The sequence below is a fragment of the Aquimarina algiphila genome, assembly GCF_947494415.1.
GTDB lineage: Bacteria > Bacteroidota > Bacteroidia > Flavobacteriales > Flavobacteriaceae > Aquimarina > Aquimarina algiphila.
Genome location: NZ_CANLVC010000010.1, coordinates 473,071 through 487,511, shown reverse-complemented (window position 1 = coordinate 487,511; position 14,441 = coordinate 473,071). Strand labels below are relative to the sequence as shown.

At 36.2% G+C, this 14,441-nt stretch carries 9 protein-coding genes; all 9 read right to left on the bottom strand.

Going from position 1 to position 14,441, the window contains the following annotated elements; genetic code table 11:
* Nucleotides 1-97 precede the first annotated feature (97 nt).
* Genes PQF96_RS25695 through PQF96_RS25655 form a run of 9 tightly spaced genes read right to left on the bottom strand, consistent with a single transcriptional unit; the run spans nt 98 to nt 14,441 of the window.
* Nucleotides 98-1,426 carry an ATP-binding protein gene (locus tag PQF96_RS25695; RefSeq protein ID WP_143915700.1) on the bottom strand — a complete coding sequence of 443 codons (1,329 nt, stop codon included), beginning with the start codon at nt 1,424-1,426 and terminating at the stop codon, nt 98-100.
* Between the two features lie 6 nt (nt 1,427-1,432).
* Nucleotides 1,433-2,371 carry an eCIS core domain-containing protein gene (locus tag PQF96_RS25690; RefSeq protein WP_271769666.1) on the bottom strand — a complete coding sequence of 313 codons (939 nt, stop codon included), beginning with the start codon at nt 2,369-2,371 and terminating at the stop codon, nt 1,433-1,435.
* Between the two features lie 37 nt (nt 2,372-2,408).
* Nucleotides 2,409-2,936: a YbjN domain-containing protein gene (locus PQF96_RS25685; protein WP_271769663.1), complete on the bottom strand. Its 528-nt coding sequence runs from the start codon at nt 2,934-2,936 to the stop codon at nt 2,409-2,411.
* Nucleotides 2,937-2,947: 11 nt separating this feature from the next.
* Nucleotides 2,948-6,256 carry an eCIS core domain-containing protein gene (locus PQF96_RS25680; RefSeq protein WP_271769661.1) on the bottom strand — a complete coding sequence of 1,103 codons (3,309 nt, stop codon included), beginning with the start codon at nt 6,254-6,256 and terminating at the stop codon, nt 2,948-2,950.
* Between the two features lie 30 nt (nt 6,257-6,286).
* Entirely contained in the window at nt 6,287-8,707 is a 2,421-nt protein-coding gene (locus tag PQF96_RS25675) for a vWA domain-containing protein (RefSeq protein ID WP_271769660.1), read from the bottom strand.
* A 28-nt stretch (nt 8,708-8,735) separates the two neighbouring features.
* Nucleotides 8,736-10,415: a contractile injection system tape measure protein gene (locus PQF96_RS25670; RefSeq protein WP_271769656.1), complete on the bottom strand. Its 1,680-nt coding sequence runs from the start codon at nt 10,413-10,415 to the stop codon at nt 8,736-8,738.
* The gene (locus PQF96_RS25665; protein WP_271769653.1) at nt 10,416-13,424 is read right to left on the bottom strand and encodes a hypothetical protein; all 3,009 of its coding nucleotides are present in this window, start codon (nt 13,422-13,424) and stop codon (nt 10,416-10,418) included.
* Nucleotides 13,399-13,626, bottom strand: a complete 228-nt coding sequence (locus PQF96_RS25660; RefSeq protein ID WP_143915694.1) for a hypothetical protein — start codon at nt 13,624-13,626, stop codon at nt 13,399-13,401. The genes PQF96_RS25665 and PQF96_RS25660 overlap by 26 nt, the downstream gene beginning before the upstream one ends.
* Before the next feature lie 29 nt (nt 13,627-13,655).
* Nucleotides 13,656-14,441 carry a hypothetical protein gene (locus PQF96_RS25655; protein WP_109433904.1) on the bottom strand — a complete coding sequence of 262 codons (786 nt, stop codon included), beginning with the start codon at nt 14,439-14,441 and terminating at the stop codon, nt 13,656-13,658.

The following is a 14,441-nucleotide window of genomic DNA, read 5'->3' as shown; positions in this document are numbered from 1 at the left end:
GGTATAACTAATAATAACTTTTGTATTTCACAACACAATTCATCTCTTCTATAGCGGTTACTTCTTCTTTAACTGTATAGAATCTATTTTTTTATTATTAACTGAATTTACCAGACTTAACAAACTCTCTTTTTATACCTTCTGTTATATCTTTATATGAGATTACATGACTTTCTTTGGCCAATACATTAAGACAAACATACTGCACTACATTCATAATATCTGCACCAGTCAATTCAAATTTTTGGGCAAGTTGTTTAAGGTCTATATCCTTGTCCAGTATAAGTTTATTGGGAAAAGCATTCTGCCATAAACTCAAACGCTCTTGCGTTCTTGGCATCGGGAAATGAATAATTGATTGAAAACGACGAACGAAAGCTTCGTCTATATTACTCCTAAAATTAGAAGCCAATATGATCAATCCCTTGTATGTTTCTACTCGCTGAAGTAAATATGCAACTTCTTGATTGGCATATCTATCATGAGAGTTTTGTACCTGTGTACGTCTTCCAAATAACGCATCTGCTTCATCAAAAAAGAGAATCCAATCCTTATTTTCTGCTTTATTAAAAAGATTTGCAAGATTTTTTTCTGTTTCACCTATATATTTAGATACCACAGAAGAAAGGTCCACTCGATATACATCTCTATTCGTGTGTTTTCCTAATAAATTAGCGGTTAAAGTTTTTCCTGTACCTGGTGGGCCATGAAACAATGCTCTATATCCAGGTTTTAGTTTTTTACGCATTTCTAACCCTTCGAATAAGGCATGTTTATATTTTAACCAGATAAGAATATCCTGAATTTGAAGTGAAGTCGAACTAGGTAAAATTAAATCATTCCAATGCTGTTCTGTTGTAATTTTGGCAGCAGGAAATTCTGTGCTAAAACTAGGACTGGTTATACGACCTAATGTTATTTTGTCAATAAATTCCTGATCCAGAATAAGTTGTCCGCTCATAGCCGGTTCATTTCTTTCAGGCTCCGCCAAACGAATCACTTGTTTTTTTGCAAACCAGTGCTCTGGAGAAAAAAGCTGCTGAATCCGAAATCGATATTCAAGGTTTTCACCCGCCAAAAGAAAGAGTGCTGTCTCTCCCGATGGTAAAAACCCTCGATGTCCTTTTCCTCTAATCCCTCCTAAATGAGGAAATCCTCCACCATTAGGATATACACTTTGAATAAGTCGATCAAAATAATGAGGTCGGATATGAGGTGCCAACGCCAAAGTAATAATCACCAATTCTTCATCACTAATCTTTTTAACAGGTAAATGTGGTAATAGAGAAGCAGACCATGAAGTGATATCCCAAGATTCTAGTTCTAAGCGCTCATTGGTCTCAAAAGACTTTAAACTACTTAGCAATAGCGTCTTAAGACCTGTTAAGGCATATTCTAAAGAAGTATTGATTTCTGTAGTGATCATAAACGGTTATCCTTTTTGCTGAACAACATGTGTTAATTCATGTACTAATAAATGTTTCCCACTTCTGGAATAAGGATCATATTTGCCCATATTAAAATAAATATCATATCCATGGGTAAATGCTTGTGCGTTTAACATCGCCGAGAGCTCGATAGCTTTTTCATCAGTATGAATACGAACATTGGTGAAATCTGCTTTCATTTCGGCCTCCAGTTCTGCTTTTATCTCTTCAGGAAGCGGTATACCTTGTCCTTTGGTTTCCTGAATCATGGCTTCTACAGATTCCATAGCATTAGCCTCTGTTTTCTTCCCTTTTTTTTCTTTAGATTCTCCTTTGGCTTGAGTTGCCTCATCATCCGTTTTCCTTTGAATTTGTTTTGTAGCAGGTTCTTCTTCCTCTGTTTGTCGTTGAATACGTTTTGCAGCAGGCTCCTCTTCTTCTGCCTGCAGTTGAATTTGTTTCGCAGCAGGTTCTTCTTCCTCTGCTTGTCGTTGAATACGTTTAGCTGCGGGTTCCTCTTCCTCTGCTTGTCGTTGAATACGTTTTGCAGCAGGCTCCTCTTCTTCTGCTTGTCTTTGAATACGTTTGGCTGCGGGTTCCTCTTCTTCTGCTTGTCTTTGGATACGTTTTGCAGCAGGCTCTTCCTCTTCTGCTTGTCTTTGAATACGTTTAGCTGCAGGTTCCTCTTCTTCTGCTTGCCGTTGTACCGATTGTTTTCCAAAAGCATCACCAGGTACTTTCTCGTTATTTTGTTGTAGTACATGATCAGCCATAGCATCAGCTTCCTTCTCAAAAGGACTGCTGGGATCACCTATTTCAAGTTTAGCCTGGAAAAAACTATCACTTCCAGAACTTTCTTTTGCTTTATTTTCTGCATTCGAAAAAAAAGCATCGCTTTCTTCCTTTTTGTTCTTGTTTGGTTTTCTTGGTCTTATTTTTTTCATTGTTTTGTGTTTTTATGAGATCCAAATGATTTCTTATTCATTCTAAATTAAATTTCCCTTTTTCGTTACTATTCGTCAATCCAACACCAGCTTCTTGAAAAGCTCTCATAGGTTCTTTTGTACCGTTAATAACCTCAACTAATGCCTCGCCATAAACTTCTACGACATCCATTGCGCACTTTATTGTATTTCGAATAAAGGTATTATTAAGTTCAAGTTGAGTAAAATCCACGCTTGATTTAAAACGTACTTGACCAGTATTTAAATTAAGCTCAAAGTTTCCAATTACAAGGTCGAAGTTTGCCAATGTAATAAATTCCATTACATATTTACGTTGTTCTTCACCAGCTATATCCTTGAAATTGAAATAGCAGAGAAAACGTTCATAATCAACACGCACATCAAAATGTGCATTGGCTATAGGAATATTTTCTGATTCAAAATCCACCAATAGTACCTCTTCTATATCAGTTTGTTGCGGTTCCCATCCTACTTGAGCAAGAAACACTTCAACTTGTTTAAGGGCTTTTAAACCATTTTCATAACCTATGTTTTCACTATTCATAATTTTGTGTTTTATACGTTGAAACTATTATCTAATGCATAATTAGCCTTAATATAACTTTTATGTTTTCTCCAGGTTCGTTGTGACCAATCATCTGGTATATCATTTGCGGAACCAATTGAACGATTTTCTGAAGCGTCTCCAACAAATAAGTTTTCAACATCATTAAAGAAATCACGATGTAAAGCTTGTGCAGCCGCTTGAATTGTTTCATTTCCTAGAGGGTCAGCAACGGGTTTCTTCGAGTTAAGTTTTCTCTTCGATGTGCTCCATTTTTTACCATTCAATGCAGATTCATAATGAGCCGCCATTGACTGAGAAGAGATAATATGTCTACGATCCAGATTCCTTCGCAATCTTGGTCCTCTTCCGCTTACATGCTTTTTATGGCTATCAGGATCTTGCTCCATCAAAGTCCATTTAGTTGATACCCTAAATGTACTACGTTCTACTGAGATATCAGTAGTTCCAGGTTTTATGGGGATAGCTCCTTTTTTCTTAGTAGTGTTTGGGGCAATTGTTATATCAAAATCTAAGTCCTCGTCTTCTATATCAGAAGTAGGTTCTGTAAAAGTAATGGATATAGCAATACCATCTTTCAACTGTCCTTGATACGTTTGTTCAATTCCTCTAGCCTGTGCTTGTTTAGCTGTTCTTAATTCTTCATAACTACCAAATTCTCCACCACCTTCTTTTAATTCATTTGATGCTGCATTCGCAATCTGACCATGCTTCTCATCATCCTTACCTTTTAAGAAACTTTTGGCTTTATTTTTAACCCATAAAATCATCTTATCAAGTGCCTTATCGATAGGATCCCTGATCTTTTTTAAGATATTTTGCAAGGCATCTCCTATTTTACCTAGTCCAACAAATTCAGCCAAAAAGCTTACTGCTAATACCAAGATTCCTTTCATGGTGTTGACTACCTTTGTAGCGGCAGGTACCAGGTTTCCTGCTACGATATCGGCAATAGAGTTCATAAAAGCGACTCCTACCTGAATAATTTTTTGAATACGCTGAATAAATACTTGAATAGCTCCCCAAATAGCCAGAATGGCTTGAATAAATCCTGCCCCAGGAATGAACATACTTACTAACTTTGCTACTGCCTTTGTAACCACTGTCTGGGTTACCCAGGAGATGATTTCACCAATCACCGTATCCTTGAGTGTCGTAATATGTTCCATAATTTTCTCCCAAGCTGCAGCAGGACCTTCGGTCACTAATAATTGAATCAGCTCAAAACCTTCCTCCAGAACAGTAACTGGCCCTTCACCCAAATGCTCTACTAATTTGGCTCTCATATTCTCCCAGGTAAGACCCAATACGGATAATACGAATTTCAAAATCTCTACAAAATCAAGACCAGTAGGAATATAAACACCTGCACCGGCCAAAGTCCCTGTCAACCAATCGATTAGCACCTCCCTTAAAATACTACCGATATTATCTTTAAACATTTGAAAGCCCATTTTTCCGGCCTGTACCAAATTGCCTAAAAAGGCCATAGGGTTCTCAAAAATAGACTGAATAGCACCTCCTGCTCGTTCAAGGAATGGCATAGCTCCAGGGGCGACCACCGAAAAGATGATTTTCAAAAGTTCCCACATTGCATTTCCCGCCCAGGAAACAAAATCTACTACAAAAGTGGCGAAGACTAATGCTATTTTGGCAAAGGCTCTGGGTACTACTACCAAGTCTACTATGGTTAATGATTTTAACGCGTTTATAAATCGAGTAGGAATACTGGTTACCAAGGCAATTAATTGACCCATAGCTCCCTGGAACCATGCCCAGGCTCGTGCAATAGCATTTCCTTTTTTGATATTTTCCCAAATTTCTTCCTGACCGATTAACTTCATAAAGCCACCAATAAGAGTCTCGGCCGTTCGCGGAACAGCATCTCCTGTAATAGGATTTGTACCAAGAACAGCAATAAGCAAATCCCAACCATTTGTCCCCTCTGCAAGACTTGCTAAAGGTCTAAGAATTGCTTCTTTGATGAATTCTAAAATATCTGAAACTAATCCCTTAACAAAGTTAATTAGCATAGTAATTGGCGATGTAAAAATACGTTTCGCCCTACGCCATAAACTTCCCAATCTGGCTATATCTGTTATCCCCAGAGAACCAACAAATTCTCTAAAAGCACTTACAATAGAAGCTCCAATATCTCCAAGAGTATCCAGTTGTTGTACAATCCAATTTCCTACTTTGTCGAATATACCATGGTTGTTAAGTGCCTCCCAGATCATATTTCCTCCTGGTAAAAAGCCCATGATGCCCCTAAAGATATTTGCAGCATTACGAGGGACATCTTGTCCATTAATAGGGTTAAATCCTAAAATGACCGTTAACATCGAATACCCAGGGATATTATTTGCTTTGTCTGCCGCCCAATTACGCGCTCTTGAGATCACACCTCTCTGTACCATAGCAGGAGCACTTTGATTGACCTGAACGTTGGCACTTCGTTGTACTGAATTTTTGGTAGCTGCACCCTGCTGTACTACATGGGTCAATTCATGAGCCAATAATCTTGTACCTTCTTTTTGTTCTGGCTGATATGTTCCTTTATTAAAATAAATATCGCGACCATGAGTAAATGCATGTGCTTGCACCTGATTACTCATCCCTTCTGCATCAGAATCGGTATGAATTCTCACATTGCTAAAATCTGCTCCAAAGGCAGATTCCATTTGTGTTCTTGTTTTTCGAGACATTGAGGTCCCTCCTCCTTTGCTGGCATGCAATTTAGATTCAAAATCAGAATTTGTATGCTGCCCTTCTGCCATTTCACTCAGATTAACTTTGCGTTGAATCTCTCCAGTTTCAGTCTCTGCAATATCTTCTTCCTGATGATGAGTAGTTGGAGGTGGAGGCGTAGTAGTAATTGATTCTGCTGTGGCTGATCGTTGTACTTCTGCTTCTGGGTTGCTAGCAGTATTCAAATCCAATTCTGTTGGACTTTCAAAAGCTGGTTTACGCTGAAAAAAGGCTAACCGCTGGATATTAGTTCCCGCATCCCCAGAAGCAGGAGGTGCCGCTGGAGGAGAAAATCCCTCTCCACCAGTATAAATAGATTGTGTTACCTCATCAGCAACACGATCTGCTTCTACTTCAAATGGATCATTGATTTTGTTAACCTGAAGTTTTGGTTGGAAAAAAGTAGTATTCTCTGCCTTAGTCTGGCTTTCAGATTTAGAATGATCCGCGGCTTCTACAGTAGCAACACCACGTGACTCTTTTACACTTCTATGATGCTGATTAGCAGCAGAAGTTGCCGAAGAGTCATGTGATGTACTTGTGATAGCCATATCTATTCAATACTAAGTTGAAATTTGAATTTATTTTTTAGGTTTTTTGAACTTTTTATTAAGTATCCAGAGAATCAGCAGAATTAACAAGGCTATAATAAATGCTAACCAACCGGGGATACCAAATGTATCCTCGAGCCAATTTTGAACTTCGCAAAGGGTATTACAATCTTGTGATTTCCCAAAACCAAGAGCGCTCCCTTTATAAACTTTTACATCTGAGACACTTATAGATATATCTGGATCATTATTACCATTAATTGCGTCAAAAGTTATAGTATAACTTCCATCTCCATTATCAAGTGTATTCACATTAGCGACATCGTTACCTTTAATACTAATTCCATTTGCAAAACCTGGTCCTACGAAACGTTGCTTATTCCCCACTTTATATTTTGGAGCATATTGTAATTGAAATTTATTATCTCCGATTTGAGTGACTTGCTGGGGAGATACATTCGGATCGGGATCGGGATCTCCAAATCTTAAGTACACAGTACGTCTTGTTAGACGGTTAATTTTTCCTATAGAGTCATTAGATGCAGATATTTGAGCAATAGTTTGATATACTCCAGATACATTGGTATCTGAGAATGTTCCTTCATATTTTCCATCCCCAGAATGTGAGAGATTCACTACATTTTCTCCCAGGTTTAAAGAATCTATCAAGTCTGGATTTTGTTCTAAAAGAGCTAATAATTTCTCATATCCTATAGATCCTACATCTACACTATCATTAACATCGAGTTTTACCTGAGCTCTAGCCAGTAAATCGCCAAGATCTTCTCCAGGTTTGAAAACCAGTACTGAAACATTGGCATCTAGAATAGGTTTCTTTCTATAACTGAGCTCTGTGAATATGCGCAATTGATCTCCTACTTTGAAATCATCAGCTTCTATATTATAATCATAATCTAAACGATGATCATCTACCTGCGCTTTAATTTGATATGGTTTTCCTCCTCCAGTTCCTGATCGTACTCTTACCGTCCAAGTTCCTTTAGATGTTTGAGGCAAAGCAGCGCATCCAGCATACTTTTTTAAGTCAATAATACCTAGAAGGCTATTAGTCCCATTATTCGGACCAAAGATGTATTTAATTGCTGATTCATCATTACAACTACCTGTTACCGATACCCCATCTTTTTCTACCGTGAAAAAAGGTTCCTGATCTGGTGTGATGAGTTCGAAAAGAATCTTATCGATATTGTCATTAATTTCAAAATTATGTACAGGTGCTGAAGTTGGAGAACCTGAAGTAGAATCAATAACTCTAGGAACCCTACCGTTTTCCACACCAACAGTTTGAGGACTATTCCCTTCTAGCATATTCTCGAATCCGGCGTCAAAGAAATTTGCTATGCCTGTTGTAGTATTAAAATCGCTTCCATCTCCTCCCGCATTAACCTCTTCTTGTAATAAGAAAAAACGAGCGGTAGCTCCCGTAGGAGTATTTTTTGTGGCTATCTCCTCTAAAAGGCTTGCAGGAGCTCCCATTGCGGCTGCTCCAGTAGCAATGGTAATTATATGGATGGAATCATCACTATTATTTAAAGATTCTCCGCTATCGGTTTCTTCTCCTATATCTGGACCACCATCAACAACTTCATCTCCACGGTTCTGCTCTCCATCTGTAAATAGAAAAATAAGTTGTCGACTATGAGCTGCGGTTGTAGAAAGTTTGTTTTTTCCTGATAATAAACCATCACCCATTGCCGTCCACCCACCTGGAGTTAATGCTATGATTTCATTCGTGAAATTAGAAGCATTTCCATCGATATCTGTAAAAGAAGCTCCAAATCCAGGAGGAGGAGTATCTACTGTGGTTTCGAAATATGTAAGTGCAACTGAATCTCCTGGAACTTTAAAAGCATCTAATTTATTCACAAATAAATTGGCTGCAGTTTGAAGAATATCCATTCTTGTGATAGTTCCGGCTCCATCATGTGGCGGATTCCCCATACTCCCTGATCTATCTAACACAAAAGCTGCTGAAACAGGTTTACGAACGGGTATAATCACTTCAATTTCACTAGTGTCGCCTCCGCTTTCAAACTCCAAAAATATGGTGTAAGAATCTTCAACAATTGTAGTTAGAGTGACTGTTGGGTCGGGAACTACATGAAGGATTTCTGCAGTACCATCTACAGTTACTTCTAAATCCGGAGATACAAAAGGATCCTCTCCTCCGACTACCATTTTGAGCCCGCTACCATTGAGAGTAGTAGCATCTACGTTTGTCCAAATTACTATGTTGCCTATACCTAACCCTCCAGGAGTAATTGTAAGATCAAATGCAGCATCACCAACACCATAAGTATTGGCTGTTTCAAGAACATCGGTTCCCGGACTAAAAGGAATATCTTCTTGCCCAAAAAAATGATAGGGCATCATAAAGCTCATGATAAGAATGATTACAATATTTTTAATAAATTTTAGTGTCGGTTTCATATATAAAGTTTTAATTATGAGTAAAATTTTAAATCCAGTTGATTTGTAAGAGTTCTTTCATCCAAGGGAATTTTACCATTCCAATTCCCCATGGTAGATGTTGTAGCAAGATATCCTGAGCTTTTTGCTCCACATAAAGTTGCCAGCCTGTTTCGGTTTTTAGGAGTTTGCCAGATCTATTGATAAATCCTTCTCTTAAACCATCGACAGAGGTGTTTTTAAGTGCATCCCAATGTTGAATAACTGATTTTAGTAAGCTTCTTGCCTCATTCAATTCAAAGGAGTTGAGCTCTATTCGGTGATCCATAACCGTATCCCATGGTAAACCACATAAATGTTTGAACAATACACACTCATATTCTATGTACCCCGTATTTCCTGTACTGAGAAATGCAAGAAGTCGAATTGCCTTTTGGGCAGATGACTCGGTTTTCCAATTGTTATTTTCTAACAATGACAGATTCTTAAAAAAAGATCCTAAAAAAGGATATAAAAGTGCTATTCCGGCATAGTGTACATATACTCCTTCTTCCTCTTCTATTCTTAAAGTTGATTCTGGTACATTATTTTGCACTTCTCTCTCTCCACTTAAATATTCTTCTTCTCTGTTAGCTCTATATAAATTATCAGTAGTTTTTTCCTGTTCAGAAGTTTTTACATTTCTATTTGTGTTTGGATTGGTAAAGTGAGCTGAACTCAAATCTATCTTCACATTTTCAGTTTCGTTATCCTTTAAGAGAATTGAGGCTATTTCTTCTTTAAATTTTGAGATCGGAACTTGAGGCCATATTCCTTGTATTTCATTTAAGAAAAAGTGGACTATTTTATCTGAACGGAAATTTCTTAAAAATTTCTTTTTTCGAAAGAAAGTATTTGAAAGAAAGTATTTTAAAAACTGTATTTCAGGTTTTTTTACAGTTTTCTTAATGAGATCATGGTGTATAATAATAGTCTCCCAAAATACAATTCTAAATTCCTTTTCCTCATCCTTTTGAAAGACAGTTTTTTCAAAAACTTTGTATAGTGGTGAATGATCTAGAGGTATCTCTTTTGACACTCCCATAGTACTTAAAACAAAGGCTATTTCCTCATCCTGAAAAGTAGTTAGAAACCGTATACGAGTATTGGGTGTTTTTTGAAGTATGGAGACAAGTTTTTTAGTCTTTTTCACATCTAATTGATGTATATATTTCTTACCAATTTGTGGTAACACATTCAAATCAAACCACCATGGAAAGTATCCTTTTTCAAAATAGAACATGAAAGCATTCTCAAGAACATCTATATGATTTTTTCTTCTTGATAATTGTGAAAGTTTGTCTACCTTATTTGTGCCTACTATTCTACTAATCTTATCTGCTAAAACATGTTCAGGTTTATGTGAAGTATTCGTGGAAAAAGAAGAAATAGTTTTGGAATCCTTTTGTAATAAGAAGCTTTTTTTAAGTTGTTCCTGTAAAGCAAAATCTAATCTTTCTTTCAAAACGTTTTCCCAGTTTGTAAACGATATATTCCCTAAATCAATTTCTAAGCTATCAATGAATACATATTCATCACTGTAATATTTCTGAATCTTTTTTTCGATAGCATTACATAATTCTGTTGTGCAATATTGAGTAACATCTTCGCTTAATGAAACGGAAGAAGTATTCCCATTGACATTAATATCAAAAAACAACTGTCTTATTATGTTATCGTATGGTTTCATTTATGCAGATATTTGATAAATTTCATTCAGTACTGTAATTAATTCACTCCTTCTATCGCTAAGGACATTTATTGGTGTTGACGCATCTTCTTTAGCTTCAAGCCATGCTCTCCACCGAGCTGTAAAATTGTTTAGAGAAGGTGTATTTGCATTTTCAACACCGGTATTGATATCTAGCCAGTATATGCCTGTCAGTATATGAGCAGGAGTTTCTTCATTAATCTGTTTCACGATAAGGTTTCGAAATTTTTCATTTTGAAATTGTGCAGGAATTGAAGGTATTGGTTCCATTTCTACAGCAAAATCTCTTTCAAATCCAGAGGGAAGAATACTACTAATTCTCATAGAATATGGATTAGAAACATTATTGGTTTCATTTATCGGAATTTCTAAATCGATTGTATCTCCCTCGTTGGGTCGTAAAAGAATATGTTCTACAATATATACTCCACTTCCAATTTCTTTTAGTTCTCTGATGATGTGTCTTATGTTAGTTCTTGCAGCAAATTCGTCATTTGTAGAAGGAAGAGGCGAAGTCGCTACATAGGTCGGTAAATTTCCGGATTCTGGTTGAAATCCTATTACATATGTTACAGGAGATACACCCTGGGGTTCTGCAGAATAATGATCTCTATCAATAGCTTGTCGTATAGTTTCTCTAGCTTCATTTTGCGCATCTAAAGCATTGGGATAATTACCCACACTCCGTAATATCACATCACTATTACTATCAATAATTTCAAAAATAAAATCAGGGCCGTCAGGAACAATCTGTATGAAATTATCTACTTCATTATGTAAAGTTCTTCTATTCAGGTTTCTTAAACCCAGCGCACTAAGCAATCGTTTAGATAATCCTGATGTATTTCCTGTATCCCAAGCCTCTTCACTATAATTTAAAGCCATAAACCGATTTTTACTCTGCTCGGGGAATACACTCAGGTAGTTAATCTTATCTAAAATGAGGTCATGAGCTATTTCAAGTTGTCTTAAATCAAGTTGTGATGAATTATCAACCATCAAAGAGTTTTCTTCATATCTGAAAGAAATATAATGTTCTAAAGAAGCTCCAAATCTTGCCATTAAATGATCGAGGAAACGGTTTCTACGATCTAGAAAAATAGTATTAGACTCGAAGATCTCATCTAAAGCTTGTTGATAATCATTTGAAAGGTCATTTTTAAAATCTTCCCAACTTTGTCCGCTATTTAAAAAATCAACGAGTAATCTTTCATAGTAAGGAATATCATATAGCGGATTTTTAAAATAAGTATTAGTAACATTGGTATCTATGGAGAATAGATCATTAATATGATATAATTGATTTGAATAACTCGCGAGTAATTGATCGATTATCGTTAGATACGCCCTAAACTGTTCTACTTTTGCTCTATGTTCTTCTGAATAGGTATTAGATAATACATTTTTTCCTAAACCAAAGGCGGCAGGGAATTCATGTTGAATAGAATAATAGTCTGATAATGTAGCTAAAGATTCACCAGACGGAATAGATGGAAGATTAGATATCGTATTAGAAGTTTGAAGCGTTGTTCTTAATTCATCTAATAAGCTAATCACCAAATCGTAATTGTAGTCTAATTCGACTCTTCCACTATAAAATTGTATGTTAGATTTATTAAAACTGAATCTGGGTTTAACCAGTTCTGACTCTGCAAGTACCAAACAATCAGTAACCTTTTCTTCTACTATCTTGTTGTTTCGGTAATTAGAAATAGTAATATTAGAAATTGCAATCACCTGATTTTCGATAATATTTGTTATTGCTGTAGAATTTTTTAGAGCAGTTTTAATAAAAAGATTAACTAAATCTGATATATATACAGTACTATTTCGACTATCAGCAACTCCTCTCGACAAGTCATTGAGTACGGCATCGTCTAGAAAACCATTTGCTAATAAAGGCCCCTCAAAAATGTTTTCGTAAGAGATTTTTTTGGTTTCTAAATCGTTGAGAGATGTAAAAAGTATTGGAGGTCTAAAGAAATTTTCAAGCTCAAATAAAACCGAAGCCAGATATTTTTCGAGATTTAATGTTTTCAAAACTTCAATACTAACATCTATACCAATCTCTTGAATTCTAACGGCCTTTATATCTTGTATATCTTCCCCTAAGTTGCGATGAGCTCTCAATTTCTCCCAAATACTATTTTCAATGGTTGAGGCCGCTACTACTTTTCTGTTAAATAAATCAATGAAGGAGTCGTTACCGGTATTAGACAAAAGGGCAATAATTTCATTTTCGACAGCAGTAGTTTCTATAGGATCTGTACCAATTGATGGGTTTACAGATATGATAACAGTAAATGAAGTAGTCGAAATAGTATTATAGGTTATTTCTAATTCTGCCGAGTAATCATTTTCTTCTCCTGAAGGAGGTGTTAATATAATACTGGCAGATCCCGGACTGGTAATATTATCTATAGTAGTAAATATTTCCTGAAAAGCATTTGCACCTTCTTCGTCCCAAAAAGGAAAAAACACACCAATAGTAAAATCTTGATCTCCACTTCCGATATTGATAGTAATATTTTTTTCGATGATACTACTATTAATATCACCTAATGTATCATCTTCATCCAATTCTAATAATACATCATACAAACCATTAATATTATTAGTCTCCCCAATAGACAATGGAATAAACCAAGCATTTCTAACACCTTCGGTATCGATTAATACTTTTCGATAATCTTTAATTGTGGTAGGATGAACTGGTAAAATTTCTTCAGCACCAAATAGTACATTAGAAGAATTTTGTTGGCTACTAGCCAAAATATCTTTAATATCAAGGTCGGCTTTTAGCGAAAGTTCGGTAAGTGCAAAACAAAAAGCTTCCAATAGGGTGATCCCTGGATCATGTATGTTATGATCTGTCCAGGTGGTTCCCGAATATTGCTGGAGAAGTCGAATCCCCTCTTGTCGTAAAAACGAAAAATCTTCTCCCTTTTTTAATATTGGAGATTTAAGAATTTGCTGTTTTGTGTTCATATTCATTCATTTCTTTATCAGACTGTACCTTATGATCATTGAGAGCTAATTCTGTTTGAACCTTTATATTTTGAATAAGTTCATATACCTGTATATATGGCATAGAGCCTAAAGCTGCTAATATTTGATTGATTGATCCCAGTGATAAGGACAAGTGAATTTTTTTTTGTTCGACTGATTTCATTGTGTTTTCTGAATTCATGGTTGCTTTATTAGGTTATCTTGTAATTTTTATCCCCCAAGTGCACTTACCCGGGAATCCAATTCATTTAATACTTCTCTTATGTTTATTACTTCAGATCCATTTACCATCACTATTTCTCCATTCGTAAAAAGGTTGGCATTAGGATGATTATTCTGATTTGTATTGCTCACAGTTCCTCCAATGACAACATTCCCTGTGTCGTCTTCAATTTGCATTCTAACCAGGTTTCCATTTTGAGTAAACCGAATGACTTCGGTTAAAGGAGCGTTAATATTTACATCTCCATCGGCTCTCTGTCGCAGCGCATATTCGGTATCATTTGCTCTTTCAAAATGACTAAAATGAGCACGATCTGCCGAAGTACCAGTTGATCTGTCATGAATTACTGCACTTCCTAGCCTCACTTGATTTGTTACGCCATTATTTACACCAATTCTCACTTCAAACAAATAATCTGTAGGTGTAACATCACCTGTTCCGATACCAACATTTCCGCCATTATAAGCCACATTTGGGCCATTCGAAATCGGAGCAAATACTCCTCCAGAACCAGGATCTCCCAACGGGCGCCAATTATTTCCTTCTCTAAATTCGAAAACACCTCCAAAAAAACGTATTGTACCGTTGGTATCATCATTTGTACTTCCTATTCGTATCGCATTGTCAAATACATAATTACTATCTTCAATACTTATAGGATCATCTTCATAATTGATAAACGAATCCCATACATCATTAAAAGCATTTTGATCTGGCCGTTCCCCATTAGAAAAAGGGCCTTCAAAAAGATAAGTTCTACTTCGCTGTGTCAT

Bases quoted from the DNA above. Each gene is read 5' to 3' on its own strand.
- PQF96_RS25695 (WP_143915700.1), bottom strand. From the start codon at position 1,426: ATGATCACTACAGAAATCAATACTTCTTTAGAATATGCCTTAACAGGT.
- PQF96_RS25690 (WP_271769666.1), bottom strand. From the start codon at position 2,371: ATGAAAAAAATAAGACCAAGAAAACCAAACAAGAACAAAAAGGAAGAA.
- PQF96_RS25685 (WP_271769663.1), bottom strand. From the start codon at position 2,936: ATGAATAGTGAAAACATAGGTTATGAAAATGGTTTAAAAGCCCTTAAA.
- PQF96_RS25680 (WP_271769661.1), bottom strand. From the start codon at position 6,256: ATGGCTATCACAAGTACATCACATGACTCTTCGGCAACTTCTGCTGCT.
- PQF96_RS25675 (WP_271769660.1), bottom strand. From the start codon at position 8,707: ATGAAACCGACACTAAAATTTATTAAAAATATTGTAATCATTCTTATC.
- PQF96_RS25670 (WP_271769656.1), bottom strand. From the start codon at position 10,415: ATGAAACCATACGATAACATAATAAGACAGTTGTTTTTTGATATTAAT.
- PQF96_RS25665 (WP_271769653.1), bottom strand. From the start codon at position 13,424: ATGAACACAAAACAGCAAATTCTTAAATCTCCAATATTAAAAAAGGGA.
- PQF96_RS25660 (WP_143915694.1), bottom strand. From the start codon at position 13,626: ATGAATTCAGAAAACACAATGAAATCAGTCGAACAAAAAAAAATTCAC.
- PQF96_RS25655 (WP_109433904.1), bottom strand. From the start codon at position 14,441: ATGACACAGCGAAGTAGAACTTATCTTTTTGAAGGCCCTTTTTCTAAT.